This is a genomic window from Arthrobacter sp. NicSoilB8, from assembly GCF_019977355.1.
Lineage (GTDB): Bacteria > Actinomycetota > Actinomycetes > Actinomycetales > Micrococcaceae > Arthrobacter.
In genome coordinates this window covers 1,355,887-1,376,829 of the sequence record NZ_AP024655.1, presented here as the reverse complement: position 1 = coordinate 1,376,829, position 20,943 = coordinate 1,355,887, and the positions used below count along the sequence as shown (strand labels likewise).

14 protein-coding genes and 1 tRNA gene are annotated in these 20,943 nt (G+C 69.2%); 5 read left to right on the top strand and 10 right to left on the bottom strand.

Going from position 1 to position 20,943, the window contains the following annotated elements:
* Positions 1–15: 15 nt before the first annotated feature.
* The 3 genes from LDO15_RS06170 to LDO15_RS06160 all read right to left on the bottom strand — a co-directional run bounded on the left by LDO15_RS06170 (position 16) and on the right by LDO15_RS06160 (position 2,642).
* Positions 16–996, bottom strand: coding sequence for a ribose-phosphate diphosphokinase (locus tag LDO15_RS06170; protein ID WP_223985062.1), 981 nt, complete (start codon positions 994–996; stop codon positions 16–18).
* Positions 997–1,001: 5 nt separating this feature from the next.
* Positions 1,002–2,528: a bifunctional UDP-N-acetylglucosamine diphosphorylase/glucosamine-1-phosphate N-acetyltransferase GlmU gene (gene glmU, locus LDO15_RS06165; RefSeq protein WP_223985060.1), complete on the bottom strand. Its 1,527-nt coding sequence runs from the start codon at positions 2,526–2,528 to the stop codon at positions 1,002–1,004.
* Between the two features lie 42 nt (positions 2,529–2,570).
* A tRNA-Gln gene (locus tag LDO15_RS06160) sits at positions 2,571–2,642 on the bottom strand.
* 341 nt (positions 2,643–2,983) lie between these two features.
* Here LDO15_RS06160 and LDO15_RS06155 point away from each other — a divergent pair.
* Positions 2,984–3,583, top strand: coding sequence for a TetR/AcrR family transcriptional regulator (locus LDO15_RS06155; RefSeq protein WP_223987136.1), 600 nt, complete (start codon positions 2,984–2,986; stop codon positions 3,581–3,583).
* An 896-nt stretch (positions 3,584–4,479) separates the two neighbouring features.
* Here the strand turns inward: LDO15_RS06155 and LDO15_RS06150 are convergent.
* The 5 genes from LDO15_RS06150 to LDO15_RS06130 form a co-directional block, all read right to left on the bottom strand.
* Positions 4,480–6,309, bottom strand: a complete 1,830-nt coding sequence (locus LDO15_RS06150; protein ID WP_223985059.1) for an ABC-F family ATP-binding cassette domain-containing protein — start codon at positions 6,307–6,309, stop codon at positions 4,480–4,482.
* A gap of 70 nt (positions 6,310–6,379) precedes the next feature.
* Positions 6,380–7,342 carry a 4-(cytidine 5'-diphospho)-2-C-methyl-D-erythritol kinase gene (locus LDO15_RS06145; protein WP_223985057.1) on the bottom strand — a complete coding sequence of 321 codons (963 nt, stop codon included), beginning with the start codon at positions 7,340–7,342 and terminating at the stop codon, positions 6,380–6,382.
* A 136-nt stretch (positions 7,343–7,478) separates the two neighbouring features.
* Positions 7,479–8,318: a 16S rRNA (adenine(1518)-N(6)/adenine(1519)-N(6))-dimethyltransferase RsmA gene (rsmA, locus tag LDO15_RS06140; RefSeq protein ID WP_223987134.1), complete on the bottom strand. Its 840-nt coding sequence runs from the start codon at positions 8,316–8,318 to the stop codon at positions 7,479–7,481.
* Positions 8,319–8,512: 194 nt separating this feature from the next.
* Complete coding sequence (locus LDO15_RS06135) at positions 8,513–9,652, bottom strand: transglycosylase family protein (protein WP_223985055.1); 1,140 nt, start codon at positions 9,650–9,652, stop codon at positions 8,513–8,515.
* 304 nt (positions 9,653–9,956) lie between these two features.
* Positions 9,957–10,844 (bottom strand): TatD family hydrolase, encoded by an 888-nt coding sequence (locus LDO15_RS06130; protein WP_223985052.1) that lies wholly within the window; start codon positions 10,842–10,844, stop codon positions 9,957–9,959.
* A 246-nt stretch (positions 10,845–11,090) separates the two neighbouring features.
* On the opposite strand from LDO15_RS06130, the gene LDO15_RS06125 reads away from it, so the two are divergent.
* From LDO15_RS06125 to LDO15_RS06115, 3 genes are read left to right on the top strand one after another with little or no spacing between them, the layout of a single operon-like run.
* On the top strand, positions 11,091–12,191 hold the full coding sequence (locus tag LDO15_RS06125) for an AAA family ATPase (protein WP_223987131.1): 1,101 nt from the start codon (positions 11,091–11,093) through the stop codon (positions 12,189–12,191).
* A 14-nt stretch (positions 12,192–12,205) separates the two neighbouring features.
* Positions 12,206–13,744: a DUF58 domain-containing protein gene (locus tag LDO15_RS06120; protein ID WP_223985051.1), complete on the top strand. Its 1,539-nt coding sequence runs from the start codon at positions 12,206–12,208 to the stop codon at positions 13,742–13,744.
* Positions 13,741–16,281 (top strand): DUF3488 and transglutaminase-like domain-containing protein, encoded by a 2,541-nt coding sequence (locus tag LDO15_RS06115; protein ID WP_223985048.1) that lies wholly within the window; start codon positions 13,741–13,743, stop codon positions 16,279–16,281. Before LDO15_RS06120 ends, LDO15_RS06115 begins: the two co-directional genes overlap by 4 nt.
* Before the next feature lie 62 nt (positions 16,282–16,343).
* On the opposite strand, the gene LDO15_RS06110 is transcribed toward LDO15_RS06115, so the two are convergent.
* The gene (locus tag LDO15_RS06110) at positions 16,344–17,849 is read right to left on the bottom strand and encodes an NAD-dependent succinate-semialdehyde dehydrogenase (RefSeq protein ID WP_223985046.1); all 1,506 of its coding nucleotides are present in this window, start codon (positions 17,847–17,849) and stop codon (positions 16,344–16,346) included.
* A 268-nt stretch (positions 17,850–18,117) separates the two neighbouring features.
* Positions 18,118–18,939 (bottom strand): 16S rRNA (cytidine(1402)-2'-O)-methyltransferase, encoded by an 822-nt coding sequence (rsmI, locus tag LDO15_RS06105; RefSeq protein ID WP_223987128.1) that lies wholly within the window; start codon positions 18,937–18,939, stop codon positions 18,118–18,120.
* A 231-nt stretch (positions 18,940–19,170) separates the two neighbouring features.
* Between rsmI and LDO15_RS06100 the strand changes: the two genes are divergently transcribed.
* Positions 19,171–20,922: a phospholipid carrier-dependent glycosyltransferase gene (locus LDO15_RS06100; protein WP_223985043.1), complete on the top strand. Its 1,752-nt coding sequence runs from the start codon at positions 19,171–19,173 to the stop codon at positions 20,920–20,922.
* Positions 20,923–20,943 lie beyond the last annotated feature (21 nt).

Here is a 20,943-nt window from a genome sequence, read left to right as displayed (position 1 = left end):
TTATTGATGCGTTTTCTATGCGTTGCCGTCGAAGAGACTGGTGACCGAGCCGTCGTCGAACACTTCGCGGATGGCGCGCGCGATCAGCGGCGCGATGGACAGCACGGTCAGCTGCGGGAAGTGTTTGTCCGAGGTGATCGGCAGCGTGTTGGTGACCACGACCTCGCGGGCGCCGGACTCGGACAGCCGGCGGGCCGCCGGATCGGAGAACACGGCGTGGGTCGCGGCGATGATGACATCCTTGGCCCCGGCGTTCTTGAGCACCTGGACGGCGCCGGAGATGGTTCCGCCGGTGTCGATCATGTCGTCGATCAGGACACAGGTGCGGCCCTCGATCTGGCCCACGACGGTCTTGGAGACGGCCTGGTTGGGCACGGTGAGGTCGCGGCTCTTGTGCACGAAGGCCAGCGGCGCGCCGCCAAGGCGCTCGGCCCACTGCTCGGCGACGCGGACGCGGCCGGTGTCCGGGGAGACCACCGTGACCTTGTCCGAGCCGACGCGGGTGCGGATGTAGTCGGCCAGGAGCGGAATGGCCATGAGGTGGTCCACGGGGCCGTCGAAGAAGCCCTGGATCTGGGAGGTGTGCAGGTCCACGCTCATGATGCGGTCGGCGCCGGCGGTCTTGTACAGGTCGGCGACGAGGCGTGCCGAGATCGGCTCGCGGCCGCGGCCCTTCTTGTCCTGCCGGGCGTAGGGGTAGAACGGGGACACGACCGTGATGCGCTTGGCGGAAGCCCGCTTAAGCGAATCGATCATGATCAGCTGTTCCATGAGCCAGTTGTTCAGCGGGGCCGGGTGGGCCTGGATGACGAAGGCATCGGTACCGCGGACGCTCTCGCCGGCCCGGACGTAGATCTCGCCGTTGGCGAAGTCGTAGGCGTCCAGGGGCAGCAGCTCGGTGCCCAGCTCCTTCGCGATCTCCTTCGCCAGCTCAGGGTGCGCGCGCCCCGCGGCCAGCACCAGCTTCTTCTCGCCGTGTGCCGTAATTTCGCTCATGATTGCTAGCCCTCTTCTGTCGGTGCCGGAGTAGTGGAGGAAGTCGGGGCGTCCGCGTCAGCGGATTCGGCCAGGGCGGATTCGGCCAAGGCGGCGGATTCGGCCAGGGCGGCAGAAACGGACCCGGGGCGGTTGGCCGCAACCCAGCCCTCCGCGTTCCGCTGCCTGGCAAGCGAGACTGCGAGGGCACCGGCCGGGACGTCCTGGCGGATGATCGCACCGGCGCCGCTGTAGGCGCCGTCCCCCACGCGCACCGGAGCCACGAACACGGTGTTGGAACCGGTGCGCACGCCGGAGCCGATCACCGTGCGGTGCTTCTTCTCGCCGTCGTAGTTGGCGGTGATGTTGCCGCAGCCGATGTTGGTGTTCTCGCCGATTTCCGCGTCTCCCGCGTAGCCAAGGTGGGACAGCTTCGAGCCGCGGCCGATCGTGACGTTCTTGGTCTCGTAAAACGCGCCGATCTTGCCGGTCTCGCCCAGGACGGTGCCGGGACGCAGGTACGTGAAGGGACCGACGCTGGCGCGGGCACCGATCGTGGAGCCGGAGCCGTGCGTGCGGAGCACCGTGGCTCCCTCCCCCACCGTGACATCGGTCAGGGTGGTGTCGGGGCCGACGACGGCGTCGCGCGCCACCGAGGTGGCGCCGTGCAGCTGGGTGTTGGGCAGGAGACGGACGTCTTCGTCGAGCGTCACCGTGGAGTCGATCCACGTGGTGGCGGGATCCACGACGGTCACGCCCGCGCGCATCCAGGCCTCGACCGTGCGGCGGTTGTGCTCGGCGCCGAGGGCCGAGAGCTGGACGCGGTCGTTCGCGCCCTCAACCTGCCAGCGGTCTTCGGTGACGACGGCGGCAACGCGGCCGCCCGCAGCGCGGGCCAGGGCCAGGACATCGGTGAGGTACTTTTCACCCTGGGCGTTGTCGGTGGTGATGTGCACCAGCGCCTCCCGCAGGACGGCGGCGTCGAAGGCGTAGATGCCGGAGTTGATTTCGCGGATTTCGCGTTCAGCCTCGGTGGCGTCCTTGTGCTCGCGGATGCCGGTGACGGTGCCGTCGCCGGCCCGGAGGATGCGGCCGTAACCGGCGGCGTCCTCAAGCACGGCGGTCAGGACCGTGACGGCGTTCCCGTCGGCCTCGTGGACGGCGACGAGCTCGGCAAGCAGTCCGCCGGTGAGCAGCGGGACGTCTCCGTACGTGACAACGACGGTGCCGCTCAACAGTCCTTCGGGGTGAAGGGCGTCGAGGGCCTCCAGTGCGGCTTCGACCGCGCGGCCTGTGCCGGGCACGTCGTCCTGGTCCACGATCAGGGCTTTCGGATCGAGGGCGGCGACGTGGGCGGCCACGAGGTCGCGTTCATGCCGGACCACCAGGGCAAGTTCGCGGGGGTGCACGCTGCGGGCGGCCTGCAGGGCGTGGCCGACCAGGGAGCGGCCGCCGATTTCGTGGAGAATCTTCGGCGTACGGGATTTCATCCGGGTACCGGCCCCTGCGGCTAGGACGATCACGGCGGCTGGGCCAGTGTTCTCGGGGCTCACGTATTGGCTCTCCTTGCTTGGTTGCGCAGTGTGTCTCGCCAGTTCCGCCCATAGGACTCGAACCTATACTCCACGGCTCCAAAGGCCGGGGTGCTGCCATTACACCAGAGCGGACCGTGCCGGGCATGACCTGTGGCACGAGAACCAATTCTGCCACGAAGGTCCACGCTCGTGCGACTCAGCGCCCCGGGACGGGCGGCGGCCCGGCGCGGGTGCGGGTGCGGGGCACAGGCGCGGGCTCAGCGGCCGCGGGTCGCCGGGCGACGCGGGCCTCGGGGCGAGAGTGCGGCCTCCGGGCGAGGGTACGGGCCGCGGGCTCTGCGGGTGCGGGGCGAGGGTGCGGCCTCGCGGTAGGGCATGATGGAGCTGTGAGCAAGAGTGGAGGCGCATCCGGCGGGGCGGACGGCGGCAACGGCAGGCCCGTGCGTGCCCCCGGCTACGTTCCCCGGCTCCGCATGACCGGCCAGCAGCGCCGCACCCAGTTGATCGGCATCGGCCGCGGGCTTTTCGCCCTCCGCGGCCTGGACGGAACCACTATCGAGGAAATCGCCGCCAACGCCGGCGTCTCCAAGCCGGTGATCTACGAACACTTCGGCTCCAAGGAGGGCCTGTACACGCAGGTGGTGGACCACGAGTTCCACATCCTGCTGAACTCCATCAACGATGCCTTGGCCGAGGACGCCAAGCCGCGCGTCCTGGTGGAACGGGCCGCACTGGCCCTGCTGACCTACATCGAGGAAAGGACAGACGGCTTCAGGATCCTCATGCGCGATGCACCGCCGTCGCAGCCCGAGGGGGCCTTCTCCTCCCTGCTCTCACAGGTGACGGCCCGTGTGGAACACATCCTCCAAGACGAACTCGCCCGCCGTGGCTTCAGCCCGGCCGACGGTGCCATGTACGCGCAGATGCTCGTGGGGATGGTCGCGATGACCGGCCAGTGGTGGCAGGACAGCCGCACCCCGGACAAACGCGAGGTTGCCGCGCACCTGGTGAACCTGGCCTGGAACGGCCTCACCGGCCTGCAGAAGGACCCGGAGCTCCGCGGCGAGGATTGAGTTCCGTTTTCCGGTAAATGAGTTCCGTGATCCGAAAAATGAGTTACGCGGTCCGATGCGGAGCCGGTTGCTGCGGCGGGGCGGAGAGCCTCCGGCGCTTCCCGGGGACATGCTCTCCCCTGGCCCCGAGCGTTGGACATAACACCACTATGTCCATCCCAGGCGCGCACCACGGGGCATGTCCCCAGGAATTTCAACTCTCCGGGGGACATGCCCATTGCTGGCAACCTCCACCGCGGAACATGTCCGTCCTTAGCCTGAACCCGCGTCACTCAGAGCTCCGCGGACATGTCCATTGCAGGCCCGCCCCGCGGGACATGGCCCCAGGAATTCTGGCTCACCGAGGGACTAGTCCGCCGGGCTTCCTCCGGGCTTCAATGGCTCCGCGGGACATGCCCTCCCCTGGCCCCGAGCGTTGGACATAACACCACTATGTCCATCCCTGGAGTGCGCCAAGGGGCAAGTCCCCAGCAATTTCAACACGCCGCGGGACATGTCCATTGCTGGCAACCTCCACCGCAGAACATGTCCGTCCTTAGCCTGAACCCGCGTCACTCAGAGCTCCGCGGGACATGTCCATTGTTGGCAACCTCCACCGCGGGACATGCCCTCAGGAATTCTGGCTCACCGAGGGACTAGTCCTCCGGGCTTCCTCCGGGCTGCAATTGCTCCGCGGGACATGCTCTCCCCTGGCCGTGAGCGAGGGACATAACACCACTATGTCCATCCCAGGCGCGCACCACGGGGCATGTCCCCAGGAATTTCAACTCTCCGCGGGACATGCCCATTGCTGGCCGGCTCCGCGGGACGTGTCCTCAGGGTTTTAAGTGGTCCGTGGGACATGTCCAGCCGTGCCGCACGACACTGGGCATGTCCCACCCGGGGCCACGGTAAGACTACTCCCCCAGCACCTCGAGGGCCTCGAGCCATTCGAGTTCGAGGGCTTCGCGTTCCCCGGCGAGCTCCTGGAGCTTCTTGTTGAGCTCGGCGAGCTGGTCAAACTTGCTCGCGTCTCCGGCACCGGCCATCATCTGGGCGTGGATCTTGTCTTCCTGCTGCTTGAGTTTGCCCAGCTGGCGGTCGATCCGGTTCTTGGCCTTGCGGGCGTCGCGCTTTTCCGCCTCGGAAGGTCCGGAGGCGGCCGGCGTGGAGCCCCCGCTGGCGGCCGTGACGGGGTTTCCGCCGCCGGTGATGGTGGAGCCCGCCAGCGCGGCCTCGCGCAGTTCGAGGTACTGGTCCACGCCGCGCGGCAGGGCCCGGATCTTGCCGTCGCCGAGGAGCGCCATCTGGTGATCCGTGACGCGCTCCAGCAGGTAGCGGTCGTGGCTGACGACCACGAGCGTGCCGGGCCAGCCGTCGAGCACGTCCTCCACGGCGGCCAGCGTGTCGGTGTCGAGGTCGTTGGTCGGCTCGTCAAGCATCAGTACGTTCGGCTCCCCCACGAGCAGGCGCAGAAGCTGCAGGCGCCGGCGTTCGCCACCGGAGAGATCCTTGACCGGAGTCCACTGCTTCTCGTTGGTAAAGCCAAGCTGCTCCACGAGCTGGCCGGCGGTGAATTCCTTGCCGCCGACGTTGAAGGAGCGCTTTTCGCGCTCGATCACTTCGATCACGCGCAGGTCCGAGACGTCGTCGAGCTCCTTGACCTCCTGCGTGAGGACCGCGGTGACCACAGTCTTGCCGCGCTTGACCTTCCCCGAGGTCGGCTGAATCTCGCCGTTGAGTAGCTTCAACAGGGTGGTCTTGCCGGCGCCGTTGACGCCCACGAGGCCCAGCCGCTCGCCGGGTGCAAGCCGCAGCGTGATGTTGTCGAAGAGCTTCTGCCCGGGGGCGCCGCCGCGGAAGTCGAGCGAGACGTTTTCGAGGTCCAGGACGTCCTTGCCGAGCCGGGCCGTGGCCATCTTGCTCAAGGCCGTCGAATCGCGCGGCTCGGGGACATCGGCGATCAGGGCGTTGGCCGCCTCGATCCGGAATTTGGGCTTGGCGGTGCGGGCCGGGGCGCCGCGCCGGAGCCAGGCGAGTTCCTTCTTCACGAGCTGCTGGCGCTTGCCCTCCGTGACGGAGGCGGCGCGGTCACGTTCGGCGCGGGCCAGCACGTACGCGGCGTAGCCGCCGTCGAACGGGTCCATGATGCCGTCGTGGATTTCCCACGTCTTGTTACAGACTTCATCGAGGAACCAGCGGTCGTGGGTGACGACGAGGAAGGCGCCCTGGTTGGGCCGCCAGCGGGTCTTCAGGTGCCGGGACAGCCACGCGACGCCTTCGACGTCGAGGTGGTTGGTGGGCTCGTCGAGCATGATGACGTCGTGGTCCTCGATCAGCAGTTTGGCCAGCGCCACGCGCCGCTTCTGCCCGCCGGAGAGCGCGTGGACATTGGCGTGCCAGTCGACGTCGGACACGAGGCCGCCCATGACTTCGCGGATCTGGGGATTGCGGGCCCATTCGTAGTCTGCCTGGTCGCCGACGATCGCGGCGCCGACGGTGAGGTCGCCGTCGAGCACGTCGCTCTGGTCCAGGTAGCCGATGTTGACCTCGCTGCGCTTGGTCACCCGGCCGGAGTCCGGGGTGGAGCGCATCGCCAGCAGCCGCATGAGGGTCGACTTGCCGTCGCCGTTGCGGCCCACCATGCCGATCCGGTCGCCCTCTTCAAGGCCGAGGGTAATGCCATCGAGGACGGTACGGGTTGCATACGAAACCGTGAGGTTTTCGCCGCCGAGCAGGTGTGCCACTGGGAACTGCTTTCTTAGGTGTATCGGTGAGGTGTTTCGATGAAAAGTCGGGTGGGGAGCGCAAAAGCTCCTAAAGGAGCGTATCGGAGATGATGCGGGCCCCGTGCACCGGGCCGTGGACGGCCATGGCGTCGAGGCCGTGGTGCCGGAGATCGCCGGCCAGCCCCTCGGCCGCCGCCGGGCTGTGCGCAAGGAACGCGACAGTGGGTCCGGACCCGGACACGATTCCGGCGATCGCCCCGAGGGATTCGCCGAGCCCGAGCGTGTCCCGCAGGCCAGGCGCCAACTCGATCGAGGCGCGCTGGAGGTCGTTGACCAGGACGCGGCTCAGGGCGTCGGAGTCGCCGCTGCGCAGTGCCGTGAGGACGCCGGGGTCGACGGCGACCGGTTCCTCCACCGGCACGCCCTCCGCCGCGCGCAGCCGGTCCAGCGTCCGGAAAACCTCCGGCGTGGACAGGCCGAAGTCGGCCGTGACCAGCACCCAGTCCGTCTGGGCCTTGACGAGGGCCGGCGAGAGGTCATCGCCCACACCCAGGCCGACGGCGGTGCCGCCCAACAGCGCGAACGGAACGTCGGCGCCGAGTTCGGCGGCCAGATGGGCCAGCTCATCGCGGGAGAGTCCGCTGTTCCACAGCGCGTCACAGGCCAGCAGGGTGGCGGCGGCGTCTGCGGACCCGCCGCCCATGCCGCCGGCCACGGGCACTCGTTTGGTGATCTCCAGATGGACGCCGGTGGCGTGCTCGGAGACGTCGGCCATGATCGCCGCCGCCTTGTGCGCCAGGTTACGGTGATCGAGCGGGATGTCCACGCTGTCCAGGTCCAGGGTGCTCGCATCGCTGATGCTTACGGTGATTCCGCCGGTATCAGTGCTGGTGGCGGCGACTTCCTCGTAGAGTGAGACCGCCAGGTAGACGCTGGCCACGGAGTGGTAGCCGTCCGGCCGCAGCGGTCCGACATCCAGTGAGACGTTGACCTTGCCTGGAGCCTTGACCCGAACGGTCCTCGCGGCAAAGCGCCCTCTCACTGCGTTCATGGCTCCACGCTATGGCATCCCGGCCCCGGCTCCAAGCACGGGACGGCACCCAAAAGACTCACAAGCGACTCACAAGCGACTCACAAGCGGCCCGCAAGAGACTCGCGAGCGGCTCGCGAGCAACCCGGCAGGAAGCTCAGGAGTCCGGCTGTGCGTGGGCTTCGGCGATTCTGGCGAACGCCGCAATATCGATTACTTCACCGCGGGCGGACGGATCGACGCCGGCGGCCCGCAGGCAGCGTTCGGCCTCGGCGGCGCTGCCGGCCCAGCCGGCCAGCGCCGCGCGCAGCGTCTTGCGGCGCTGCGCGAAGGCGGCGTCGATCACGGCGAAGACCTGTTCCCGGGTGGCGGTCGTGACAGGGGGTTCCCGGCGGGTGAACGCGACCAGTCCGGAGTGGATCTTGGGTGCCGGCCAGAAAACGTTCATGCCGATCACGCCGGCCTTGCGCATGCTGCTGTACCAGGCGGCCTTGACCGAGGGCACGCCGTAGGTCTTGGAGCCGGGCCCGGCCGCGAGGCGGTCGGCGACTTCGTCCTGGACCATGACGAGGCCGTGCTGCAGGCTCGGGAAGTGCTGCAGGAGGTGCAGCACCACAGGAACCGCGACATTGTAGGGAAGATTCGCCACGAGTGCGGTCGGTTCCGCGGGCAGTTCCGTGACCCGCATAGCATCGGCCAGGACGAGGTGGAAATTCCCGACGGCGTCCGGCCGCCACTCACCGACCGTGGCCGGCAGCCTCCCGGCGAGGACCGGATCGATTTCGACGGCGACCACGGTCCGGGCGGCGTCCAGCAGGCCCAGGGTCAGCGACCCGAGGCCGGGCCCGACTTCGAGGACTGTCTCGTCGGCCCGGATATCCGCGGCGGCCACGATCCGCCGGATGGTGTTGCCGTCAATGACGAAGTTCTGGCCCAGGGTCTTGGTGGGCCGCACGCCGATCTCCTCTGCCAACCGGCGGATATCGGAGGCGCCCATGAGCGGTGCGGGCGCCGCTGACGGCAGGCTTTCGGGGGCGGAGGGGCTCGGTTCAGTCACCTAGGTATCCTATCCCGGCGCCGGTACGCCACAGGCCGGGCCCGGAGGGACTCCGGACCCGGCCTGTGCGGTCACCGCGGATGTGGTCAGCGGCCGGCGGTCAGTGGCCGGCGGTCAAAAGCCGGCGGGGCGTGCTAGCTGGAGGCTGCCCAGCCGCAGCCCCACGGGCCGAGGCCGCGCTGCGCGTAGACGCGGTTGGCGATGTCGATCTGCTGGGCCTTGGTGGCCGCAGCGGCGTTCGGGGCATAGGCGCCGCCGCCGGAACCGAGCCAGGTCCGGACGTCGAACTGCAGGCCGCCGTAGTAGCCGTTGCCGGTGTTGATGGACCAGTTGCCGCCGGACTCGCACTGGGCGATCTTGTCCCACATGGCCTGGTTCATCATGGCGGGGGCGGCCGTGCTGGCGGCAGGCTGGGGCTTTTCCTTGGTGCCCACGGTGACCTTCTCGGTGACCGGCTGGGCACTGACGGTCTCGGACACGAGCGTGCGGGAGGCTTCGCGGCCGTCGACGAGGACCAGCTTGAAGCTCTTCTTGGTGGTGCCGGCGACACCGGCCTGGGTGACAGTCTTCTCACCCTTGAACATGTCGGCGCTTTCGGTGGTCAGCGTCTCAAACGCGACAGGCTCGGTGGTGTCGGCCGTCTTGCTGACGTCCACCCGGGAGACCTTGATGACCATGTCGTTGACCACCGGCGCGTTCCCGGGCTGGGAGACGCGGTCGCTGGCGCCCAGCGAAAGGCCGGCATCCGCGAGGACGTTGGCCACGGTGGCCGCCGTCGTGGTGGTCGCCGCTGCCTTGCCGTCCGCGACGATGCTGACCTTCTTCGGCGTCGAGATGGAAACGTAGGAACCGGAGACCGCCAGCTGGGCGTCCTTGGGCACCGACACCTGCGAGGCGCTGGCCACGCCGAGTTCGGTCACGAGCCCTTCGACGGTGGGCGAGGTGGTGTTGATGGTCCGTTCGGCGCCGTCCAGGCTGACCTTCACGGCCTTGGCGAGGTTGACGTTGATGACTGATCCGTCCTGCACGTGGGCGTCCACCGAAGGCGACACCCGGTCGGAGGGCTGCAGTTCAACCTTGGCACTCTTGACGACCTGTCCGACGGTCCCGCCGAAGATCTGGACGGAGCTGACTTTGCCGTCCACGTTGAGTGTGATCGTCTTGTTGTTGCCGACGAAGGCCACGAGGCCCAGCACCAGAGCCACCAGCACCACGAGCTGCGTGCCAACCTTGACGAAGCTGATCTTGCCGTCCGATGTGAAGAACTTGACCACGATTGCCCGAATCTCTTAGACCTTCCGGGCACGGGGATAGGTGCACGTTTTCACCCTCCGTGAGCGCGCCAAGGGCGGCCCCGGACGGGGTCCGGGGCGTCACAGATTGTGTGTGCACTGCCTCACCCAAAACGAGAGCGCGCATGTGGTTCGTTTGCCACGATGCACGCCCTGCTTGAGTGAAATTATCCGTAGGCCTTCCCCGACCCCGGCTAATAGTTGACCACTGTAACCGTAGCGTTATAAAGCAACCAAGAATTTGTACATACCCGGTATTCTCGGGGAGGCGCCGGACGGGACCGTTTCAGGCCCAGGATCCGTACGCCCGCAGGGAATTTTCGGCGATCTGCGCGCACAGTCCGGAAAGGTCGCTTCCCGTCACATCGGCCATGGCCCGAACCGTGTACGGAACGAGGTAGCTTGCGTTCGGGCGGCCGCGGTGCGGGTGCGGGGTGAGGAAGGGCGCGTCGGTCTCGACCAGGACCCGGGCCGGCTCCGCGATGGCGAGCGCCGCCCTCAGGTTTGATGCGTTCTTGAACGTCACTGTCCCGGCGAAGGACATGTACCAGCCCTCCGCGTTGCACGTCCGGGCGAGCGCCTCGTCGCCGGAGAAGCAATGGAAGACCACGCGCTCCGGGGCCCCTTCTTCGCGCAGCACCTGGACGACGTCGTCGTGGGCGTCGCGGTCGTGGATCTGCAGCGTCAGTCCGAGCCGCTTGGCGATGTCGATGTGGCGGCGGAACGAATAGCGCTGGTGGGCCAGGCCCTCCCCTTCGGTCCGGAAGAAGTCGAGGCCGGTCTCACCGATCGCCCGGACCCGCGGGTGGGCGGCCAGGGCCTCGATCTCGGCCAGGGCTTCCTCCAGTTCGCCGCGCCGGGCATAGTCCGGGGCATCGTTGGGGTGGAGGGCGACGGCGCCCAGGAGCCGGGAATCGAGGTCCACGGCCTGGACCGTAAACCGGGACGATTCGAGGTCGCAGCCCACCTGCACAGCACCCTGGACCCCCACCGCGGCGGCGGCGTCCAGGGCGTCCTTGACGCTCACCGACAGTTCCGCACCGGGAAAGTCCAGATGCGTATGGTTGTCCATGACCGGGACGGGCAGCGGTTCAGGTGCGGGCGGATACCCGGTTCGTCCGGTACCGTCAGTTCCGGGCGACCGGAACGGGACGGGCGTGTGGGGATTGAACATTCATCCACCCTATCGGGCGCCCAGAATTCCCCGGAACTCTCTGTCAGGCCCGGCAGTTGTGTTAGTAGTCTGTTAATACTCTGATATTTACCCTTGAGGAAACAGGCGAACCCCACTGCGGGGCCCGGCGGCCGTTGCCGGTCCGTTCCGGGACCCACCAGTGCTGAAAGGCTGCCGATGGATTACCACCGCACTTCCTTGGATGAAGTCCTCCCCGAAGGACAGAGCTTCCCGGGCCGCCCCGCCATGGATGCAGAGCCTGCCGCGGCACCAACAGCCGGCCAGCGGCCCTCGCCGCATGAACCGGCCGCCATGGATGCAGAGGCCTTCCACTCCGCCAGCACCCGCATCCTCACAGCCATCAATACGGTCATCGACGGCAAGGCCGAAGCGGCAAGACTGGCGCTGACCGTGCTCCTCGCCCAGGGCCACCTGCTCCTGGAAGACGTCCCGGGAGTGGGCAAGACGTTGCTCGCCAAGACCCTGGCCCGGAGCATCGACTGCACGGTCAGCCGGATCCAGTTCACCCCGGACCTGCTCCCGTCCGACGTCACGGGCGTGTCCATCTACAACCAGGCGACCCGGTCCTTCGAGTTCCGGCACGGCGCGGTATTCGCCAATATCGTCATCGGGGACGAAATCAACCGCGCCTCGGCCAAGACGCAGTCAGCCCTGCTGGAGTGCATGGAAGAGCACCAGGTCACGGTGGACGGCACGTCCTACCGGCTGGATGAGCCGTTCATGGTGGTGGCTACCCAGAACCCCATCGAGATGGAGGGCACCTATCCGCTTCCGGAAGCCCAGCGGGACCGTTTCATGGCCCGGATTTCCATGGGTTACCCGGACACGGAGTCCGAGATGGAAATGCTTGAAACCCACCAGGCCTCCTCGCCCCTGGCCCGCGTGACGGCAGTGGTCACCGCGGCGGAAGTGGCCGCGATGATAGCCACGGTGCAGCGGGTCTACGTGTCCCGCTCCATCAAGGAGTACACGGTGGCCCTGGGACGGGCCACGCGGGATAGCGGGCTGCTCCGGCTCGGCGCCAGCCCCCGATCCATGCTGCAGCTCCTGCGGGCGGCGAAGGCCACGGCCGCGCTCGAGGGCCGGGACTTCGTGATCCCGGACGACGTTGTCAGCGTTGCTGAAGCCGTGCTCGCCCACCGGATCATCCTCGACCGCAAGGCGGCCAGCACGGGCGAGACGCCGCAAAGCGTCATCCGGGCCATCATCGCCAAAACCCCCGTCACCCCGGAGGTGACGGCCTCGGCCAACGGGGCCGGCCGCCCTGGCCGGAACAAGGCCCCGGCCGCTGCGGCACCGCCGCCCCGCCAGCCGAATCCGCGCTAGGAAACGGTTCCGCCGTGGCGTTGAGGGATCGGTTCCCCGGACACATCTTCAGCACCCGCGGCTGGGGCCTGCTCGGCGCGGGTGCGCTGTCCCTGCTCGCCGCGCAGATCATGGGGCGCCGGGATTTGCTGGCGCTGGCCGTCCTGCTGCTGGTCCTGCCGCTGCTGTCCCTGGCCGGAACCCGGGTCCTGAAACCGAGGTTCCGGGTCTACCGCGAGTTCAATCCGTCGCCGGTGGAAACGTCCGCGCGCACCACGGTGCGGCTGGCCGTCGCGCGGACCGGGCCCGGAACGGGCCATGCCGTCATGGAAGAGCATCTGCCGGCACGGTTTGGCGAATCCCCCGTCTTCCGTTTCCCGGCACGTGCGGCCGCCGGCGGCACCAGCCGCTACGAGTACCACCTTCGCTCGGCCAAGCGCGGCCAGTTCCTGATCGGGCCCGTCACCGCGGAGTTCAGCGACCCCTTCGGGTTGTCCTTCCACCGGCACGCGATCGACGACGGCGACCTCCTGACTGTGACGCCCGCCGCCGTCGAGCTCCCCGAGACGGGGCTGGCCGGCGCCCGCGGACACGACGGCGTCACGGCCACGCGGGTCCGGGCGAATCCGAGCGACGACGACGTCATGACCCGCGAATACCGTCACGGGGACCCGATGCGCCGGGTGCACTGGGCCGCGACCGCCCGCCACGGGGCCCTCATGGTGCGGCAGGAGGAATCCGTCACGACTCCCGAGGCGACCATCATCCTGGACCACCGGCTCTCGGCCTACCCGCACGGCGTGTTTGGTCACGGCGCCTTTTCCTCCGGCGGCCACCACGGCCCGGCAGGAACCGGGGACACAGACGGCCATGAGCTGCTGACGTGCGACGCCTTTGAATGGTCCGTCACGGCGGCGATGTCGATCGGCGCGCACCTTGCGGAACGCAACTATTCCCTGCGGTTCCTGGACAGCGCCGGGGCCCCCGCCTTCCGGCACTCGCCGTCCGCCCCCGATCCGGAGGCCGAGGAGTACACCGGAGCGTCGGGCCTGCAGTCCGTCGCGGAAAGCCTGGCCGCCATCCAGCTCACCGGACCGCACAACGCCCATGCGCACCGCCATCGCACCCCGCAACCCGGCCGGCAGCCCCGGCCGGCAGCCGATCCGGGAGCCAAGGCCGCACCGTCCGGCCAGGAGGCCGCCCGTTCCGGGGCCGCCGCAGGGTCCGGGACCGCGCCGCAGGCCTTCGACGACGTCCTCATGGACAAGCTCTCCGCCCACCGGCTGCGGGGACCGATCCTCGCGGTCCTGGGCCACCTGACCCCGGCCGAGGCCCGCGCGCTGTCCCCGGCGGCCGGGTTCGGCGCGAACGCGTTCGCTCTGCTGGTCACGGACCAGGCACCCGGTTCCGGCGAGATGCCCGAGGTCCTGGAGGTGCTGCGGCTGGGCGGATGGCGGGCCGTGGCGGTATCCGCCAGGAGCCCGCTGCCCGCCGCGTGGGCCGCCTTCGACGAGGCAGACCCGGCCATTGCCGCTGCCGCCGATGTCCGCCGCGGCGCAGGTAGCCGGCCATGACCCTCACCCCGCACCGCAGCAGCGGGTCGTCCTCGGGCGCCGCCGGCACCGAAAAACCGACAGTCCTGACCCCGGGCGCGGAGTCCCGGCGGGACGGGCCCGGGGCCCAGCCGTGGGTGATGGGTACCGCCGTCGCGGTGGCCGTCGCGGGTGCTGCCCTCGGCTTTAACGGCGTCCTGCGCGGGTGGGCCTGGTACTCCCCCGTGTTCACCACTGTCCTTGCCGTGGCGTTCTCCATGGCGATGCTCCGGTCACTGCGTGCCCGGACATGGCTCGTGGCGGCTGGCGGGCTGGCAGCACTCGTCCTGGTCCTGACCTTCACCTTTTTCCGGCAGCACAGCATCGCCGGGTTCATCCCGTCACCGGACACCCTGAGCTACCTGGGAAAGTTCCTCCGGCGGGCCAGCGAGACCGTCCTGGCCGAGAGCACCCCGGTGGCACCCAACGCCGGAATCGTCATGCTGATCTGTGCCGTCCTTGGGCTGCTGGTGATCCTCATCGATGCCCTCGCATTCCCGCTGGCGCTGCCCGCCACGAGCGGGCTCGCGATCCTGGCAATCCTCGTGGTCCCTGCCATGATCAAACCGCAAAGCGTAGGGGTGCTCGGGTTCGTCGGGGCCGCCGTCGGCTATCTGTTGATTTTGGGGTGCAGCCACTGGTTCACCCCGGATGCCCGCACCCGGGCCGACACTGCACGGAACCCCGGGCAGCTCCGGCGCGGCGCGGTCACGGCCGTCCTGGCACTGGCCATCACACTGCTGCTGCAGCCGGTGATTCCGGGCTTCGACCAGGGCACGTTCCCGCAGGGTTCGCGGCTGAACCCGTTCGGCGGCGCCACCGGCCTGAACCCGATGATCAGCCTGGGCAACAGCCTGCGCAGCCCCTCCGGTGACGGCCGGATCACCTTCGCGACAAACGCATCGACGACGCCGTACCTGCGCTCGGTGACGGTGGACAGCTTTGACGGCGATTCCTGGGCACCCGATGACCGCGAGTCCACACGGCGTTCGGGCACCGTCGGGATCGATTCCGGGCTGGAAACCGCCGCGACGGAGTTCCGCGTGATCACTGCCGTCAACACGGGCCAGTACACGAGCCCCTACCTCCCCGCACCCTACGCCCCGGAATCGGTCAGCGGCCTCACAGGACGCTGGAGCTGGGATCCGGCCACGCTCAGCATCAAAGGGGTGGACACGAACACCCGCGACCAGCAGTACGTGGTCACGTCCATCACCCCGCAGCTCACGGCCGGGCTGCTGGCAGGCGCCTCCGAGCCGGTGCGCGGAGTCCCCGAGCAGTTCCTCCGGCAGCCGTCGAACGTTCCGGAGATTGTGCGCACCACGGCCGATCGCGTGACCGCGGCGGCCGCCACGCCGTATGCGCGTGCCATGGCCCTCCAGAAGTACCTGCGCTCCCTCGAGTTCAGCTATTCCCTGCAGTCTCCCGTGCAGGGCGGCTACGACGGCAACGGCTTGTCCGTGCTGGCGGACTTCCTGACCCAGAAGAGCGGCTACTGCATTCATTTCGCCTCGGCCATGGCCGTGATGGCCAGGCTTGAGGGCATTCCCAGCAGGATCGCTGTGGGCTACGCCCCGGGGCGCTCCACCGGGGCCACGGTGTCCGTCGCCGGCCAGGGCCCGCTTCCGGAGTTCGAGGTCGATGCCCGGGACGCCCATGCCTGGCCGGAGCTCTATTTCCAGGGCGTCGGCTGGGTCCCCTTCGAGCCGACGCCGTCCCGCGGCGTCGTCCCGGCTTACGCCACGGAACCCTCCACGCCCAGTGGTGCCAGCACCAACGACCGCAACGACGCCCTGACACCGGGCGACGGTTCCACCCCGGCGCCGGCCCCCACCGCTGCGCCGGTTCCGCTGCCGGGGTCCGGGGCAGCGGCGCCCGGGAATGCGCATCCGGCGCAGGTGCTCTACGGTGTTGGAACGGTGCTGCTGCTGGCGCTGCTCGTGGCCACCCCCCGGCTCGTGCGCAGCGGCGTGCGGCGCCGCAGGCTGCGGACGGCGGAACGCGGCGAACCGGGCGCGGCGGCCCTGCCGGCCTGGGCGGAACTGCGGGACCTGGCCACGGACTACGGCGTGGCGCCCGGTGCGAGCGAGACGCCACGGCACTTCTCCCGGCGCTTGCGGGCCTCGGCGGCGCTGGGCGAACCCGGCGGCGCGGACGGGGCCGGACAGCGGGCCGCCGCAGCCCTGACCGAAGATTTTGAACGTGAGCAGTACGGCCGCCCGGCCGGTGCTGCCCGCACCGGGGGGTCAGGCGAAACCGGCGGGAACGCAGAATCCGCGGACCCGGCGGACTCCGCCGCGGCCAGGATCGCCCTGGTGCAGGCCTCGCTGCGGGCCAACGCGAAGCCGCTGGTCCGGCTCCGCGCAGCCTGGCTGCCGCCGTCGGTCCTGTCCGGCTGGCGGCGGGACCTGCCGCTGCCCCGCCGGGTCCTGTCCCGGACAGCACAACGCACCCGGCGGGGGCTTGCGGGATCCTGGGGGAAGATCCGCACTGCCGTCCGCCGGGTGCGCCGGAGCTAGCGGGCCGCTGTCAGCGGACGCGCGCAGCGGCCCCGTAAACGGGGCCGCTGACGAGGTGCCGCCTAGGCCTGGCCGGCGTAGGGGTCGGCGATGCCGATGTACTGGGTGTAGAGGTATTCCTCGATGCCCTCGAGGCCGCCTTCGCGGCCCAGGCCGGACTGCTTGACGCCGCCGAACGGTGCGGCCGCGTTGGAGACGACGCCGGCGTTCAGGCCGAGCATGCCGGTCTCGAGGCGTTCGCCCATCCGGATGCCCCGGTTCAGGTCGCGGGTGAAGACGTAGGCGACCAGGCCGTACTCGGTGTTGTTCGCGAGCCGGACGGCCTCGTCCTCGGTGTCGAAGGTGATGATCGGGGCGACGGGGCCGAAGATTTCCTCGGAGAGGATCCGGGTGCCCTCGGTGACGCCCTTGAGGATGGTCGGCTGGTAGAAGTAGCCCGGGCCCTCGACGGCGGACCCCCCGGTCACCGCGACCGCTCCGGAGTTCAGGGCGTCGGTGACGAGTTCGTGGACCTTGTCCCGGCTCTTGGCATCGATCAGCGGGCCGACCTTGGACTCGGCCTCGGTGCCGCGGGCTGTGGTCATGTCGGCCATCTTCGCGGCGAACTTCTCCGCGAACTCGTCAGCGACGGACTCGTGGACGATGAACCGGTTCGCCGCGGTGCAGGCCTCGCCCATGTTCCGCAGCTTCGCCAGCATCGCCCCGGCGACGGCGGCGTCGACGTCGGCGTCCTCGAACACGACGAACGGTGCGTTGCCGCCGAGTTCCATCGAGGTCCGCAGCACGGTTTCGGAGGCGTCGGCGAGCAGCCGGCGGCCGACCTCCGTGGAGCCGGTGAAGGACAGCTTCCGCAAGCGCTGATCCTTGATCAGCGGACCCGTGGTGGCGCCCGCGGTGGAGGTGGGGATGACGTTCAGGACACCGGCGGGCAGGCCGGCTTCCTGCATGACGGCGGCGAACAGCTGGGAGGTCAGCGGGGTCAGGTTCGCGGACTTGAGCACCATCGTGCAGCCCGCGGCGACGGCCGGGGCGATCTTGCGGGTGGCCATGGCCAGCGGGAAGTTCCACGGGGTGATCAGCAGGCACGGGCCCACCGGCTTCTTGGTCACCAGCAGCCGGGACTTGCCGTCCGGGGAGACGGAGTAGCGGCCGAACGCGCGGACGGCTTCCTCGGAGAACCAGCGCAGGAATTCCGCGCCGTAGGTGACCTCGCCGCGGGCCTCGGCCAGCGGCTTGCCCATCTCCAGGGTCATCAGGAGCGCGAAGTCCTCGGCCCGCTCCGTGACCATCTCGAAGGCGCGGCGCAGGATTTCCCCGCGTTCCCGGGCCGGGACCTTGGCCCAGGACTCCTGTGCGGCGGCGGCCGCGTCGAGGGCCGCCTTGCCGTCCTCGGGACCGGCGTCGGCGATGCTCAGCAGCGCCTTGCCCGTCGCCGGGTCCTCGACCTCGAAGGTCTTCCCGGAAGCGGCCGGACGCCACTCGCCGTTGATCAGCAGGCCCGTCGGGACCGAGGCCAGCAGGGCGCTCTCCCGCTCCGCGGAAACAATGGGCTGGGCAGTTACAGTCACAACGACTCCCTCGTCAGCAATTCGGTTGGCCCCAGTCGGCTGGGGCTGGTTTTTGATACTAGTTTGTCGGCACTGTGTGCCGGCTTTAGGCGCTCGTTCCCGCAGGACCGGACGTCTGGATTACTGCCACGGTACTGCCGTGCCGACAGGCAAGTCTATGCATGCGCGCACTACCCGATCCTGACTACGCTGTGCAGCTGCACAACACATGGCGGCCCCGGCTTCGGGCCGTCAGCGGCGGGCCGAAGCCGGGAACCCGCCGCCTGGATCAGCGCGCGGCAAGCACCGCTGAATAGAGTTCGCGCTTGCTGACCTTCGCGTCGTCGGCCACCGCGGCGACGGCCTCCTTCAACCGGATGCCCTGGGCTATCAGCCCGTTGACGGCAGCGACGTGGTCCTCCGGGCGGCCGGGCTCGCGTTCGGGGGCGCCGCCCACCACCACGGCGATTTCGCCGCGCACCTCATTGGTCTCGGCCCATTCGAGCAGGTCGCGCAGGGTGCCGCGGATGACCTCTTCGTAGGTCTTCGTAAGTTCACGGCACACGGCGGCCCGGCGGTCGGCACCGAAGCGTTCGTGCAAGGCCCGGAGCATCGGTTCCAGGCGGTGCGGCGCCTCGAAGAACACCATGGTGCGGCGCTCGGCGTCGAGGTCCGCCAGCCGCGAGGAGCGTTCGCCGGCCTTGCGGGGCAGGAATCCTTCGAAGCAAAAGCGGTCGGTCGGGAGCCCCGACAGGGCCAAAGCGGTCAGCACGGCGGAGGGTCCGGGCGCCGCGGTGACGGTGAGGCCGGCCGCGACGGCGCCCTCCACCAGGCGGAACCCCGGGTCCGATACGGACGGCATGCCGGCGTCGGTCACCATGACCAGGGTCTTGCCGGACCTGACCTGGTCGAGCAGGTCAGCGGTCTTGGCTGCCTCATTGTGCTCGTGGTAGCTGATGATCCGGCCGGCCACGGTGATCCCGAGGTTCTGCACGAGGCGGTGCAGCCTCCGGGTGTCCTCGGCGGCGACGATGTCCGCCGTCGTCAGCAATTCCACGAGACGGGCGGAGGCATCGCCGGCGTTCCCGATCGGCGTTGCCGCGAGCACGATTCTTCCGGGGCCGCCAACGGCGGAAACAGCGGCGGAACCTGCGGCGGCCGGCGCACCCTGTCCGGCCCCCGTGTCCACATCGTTTGCTTCATCGGCAGCCTGGGCGGCGGGATCGCCGTCGGGCGCGTTGTCGGTCAGGGGAAGTTCGGGGGAAGTGCTGGGTTCGTGGTCCACAGGACCAGCCTACTGCCGCCGGGGCGCGGCCCGCCGAGCACAGCCGCGAAAGGTAGCATGGGCAACGTGACCCAGACCCCCACGCGGACGCCCGAGGCAGGACCCGCAGCATCGCCGACGTCAGGCCCGAGCGGCGCGCACGGCAGAGCCGGCAGCCAGGGCCGGTCCGGTACCGGCCGCAATCTTGAGGGGCACCGCTGGATCGGCCGCCCCGCCGAGGCCAACACCGCCGAAGCCCTCAGGGAACGCCTGATCGGGAGCCTGCAGAGCTGGCGGGACTACCCGGCGTCGCTGCGGCTCTGGTACTGGCTCATTCCCGCCCTCACCGCGGCACTGGGCGGAGTCCTGCGGTTCGTCCGGCTGGACACCCCGCGAAACCTGGTCTTCGACGAGACCTATTACGTGAAAGACGCGTATTCGTTCCTGGTCAGCGGCTACGAGCGCAGCTGGCCCGACCGGGCCAACGACTCCTTCATCGCCGGCAACCCCGGAGTGCTCCTGAACACGCCGGAATACGTGGTGCACCCGCCGGTCGGCAAATGGATGATTGCCGCGGGCATGTGGCTGTTCGGCGCGGACAATCCGTTCGGCTGGCGGTTCGGTGCCGCGCTGACGGGGACCCTGTCCGTCTTCCTGCTGGCACTGATCGCGCAAAAGCTCTTCCGCTCGCTGACTCTGGGGGCGGTAGCCGGCGTCCTGCTCGCCGTGGACGGCCACCACCTCGTCATGTCCCGGACCTCGCTGCTGGACATCTTCCTGATGTTCTGGATCCTGGCCGCCTTCGGCGCCCTGCTGATGGACCGCGACGACGGCCGGCGGCGGCTGGCGGCCCGGCTCGGCAGGCAGGCCGCAGCTTCCCCCGCGGGCCGCCCCTCGGCGCTCCAGCTCACCACCGGGCCCTGGCTCGGCATCCGCTGGTGGCGCCTCGCCGCGGGCGTCTGCCTGGGCCTGGCGGTCGGCACGAAATGGTCCGGCCTGTTCTTCCTGGCCGGCTTCGGCCTGCTGAGCGTGTTCTGGGACCTCAGCGCCCGTCGCATTGCCGGCGTGCATGCCTGGATCAGCGGCGGCATCCTCAAGGACGGCATCCCGGCTTTCCTGAGCATCGTTCCGGTGGCCGCCGCGGTCTACGGCGCCACGTGGACCGGCTGGTTCCGGTCCACGGACGCCTACTTCCGGCACTGGGCCGAGACCAACCCCTCCGCCGAGTGGGGCTGGCTGCCGGATGCCGTCCGGTCCCTGGCGCACTACCACCTTGAGGCGTACAAGTTCCATCAGGGACTGAGCTCCGACCACCCCTACGAGGCCAGCGCCTGGAGCTGGCTGGTCATGGGCCGGCCGACGTCCTTCTTCTACGAATCCCCCAAGCAGGGCACCCCGGGCTGCGATCTCAGCAACTGCACCACCGCCATCCTCTCGGTCGGCAACCCGCTGATCTGGTGGAGCGCGGCCGTCTGCCTGGGCATCCTGCTGTTCTGGTGGGCGGGGCGCCGGGACTGGCGCGCCGGAGCGGTCCTGGCAGGGGTGGCCGCCGGCTACCTCCCCTGGTTCATGTATCCGGAACGCACCACGTTCTTCTTCTACGCCGTGTCCTTTGAACCCTTCCTGGTGCTGGCGCTGGTCTACTGCCTGGGCCTTGTCCTGGGCCAGCGCAGCGACCCCCTCTGGCGCCGGCGGTCCGGGTTCTACATTGTGGTGCTGTTTGTCGTGGCGGCCGTGCTGCTGTCCGCGTTCTTCTACCCGGTGTGGACCGCCGAGGTGATCCCCTACCAGGAATGGCGCCTCCGGATGTGGATGCCTTCCTGGATCTAAGGCAGGATTGCAGGGACAGTC

Bases quoted from the DNA above. Each gene is read 5' to 3' on its own strand.
- LDO15_RS06115 (WP_223985048.1), top strand. From the start codon at position 13,741: ATGACCCTCACCCCGCACCGCAGCAGCGGGTCGTCCTCGGGCGCCGCC.
- LDO15_RS06145 (WP_223985057.1), bottom strand. From the start codon at position 7,342: ATGAACGCAGTGAGAGGGCGCTTTGCCGCGAGGACCGTTCGGGTCAAG.
- LDO15_RS06100 (WP_223985043.1), top strand. From the start codon at position 19,171: ATGGGCAACGTGACCCAGACCCCCACGCGGACGCCCGAGGCAGGACCC.
- LDO15_RS06155 (WP_223987136.1), top strand. From the start codon at position 2,984: ATGACCGGCCAGCAGCGCCGCACCCAGTTGATCGGCATCGGCCGCGGG.
- LDO15_RS06125 (WP_223987131.1), top strand. From the start codon at position 11,091: ATGGATGCAGAGCCTGCCGCGGCACCAACAGCCGGCCAGCGGCCCTCG.
- rsmA (WP_223987134.1), bottom strand. From the start codon at position 8,318: ATGGGCGCCTCCGATATCCGCCGGTTGGCAGAGGAGATCGGCGTGCGG.
- LDO15_RS06170 (WP_223985062.1), bottom strand. From the start codon at position 996: ATGAGCGAAATTACGGCACACGGCGAGAAGAAGCTGGTGCTGGCCGCG.
- LDO15_RS06130 (WP_223985052.1), bottom strand. From the start codon at position 10,844: ATGTTCAATCCCCACACGCCCGTCCCGTTCCGGTCGCCCGGAACTGAC.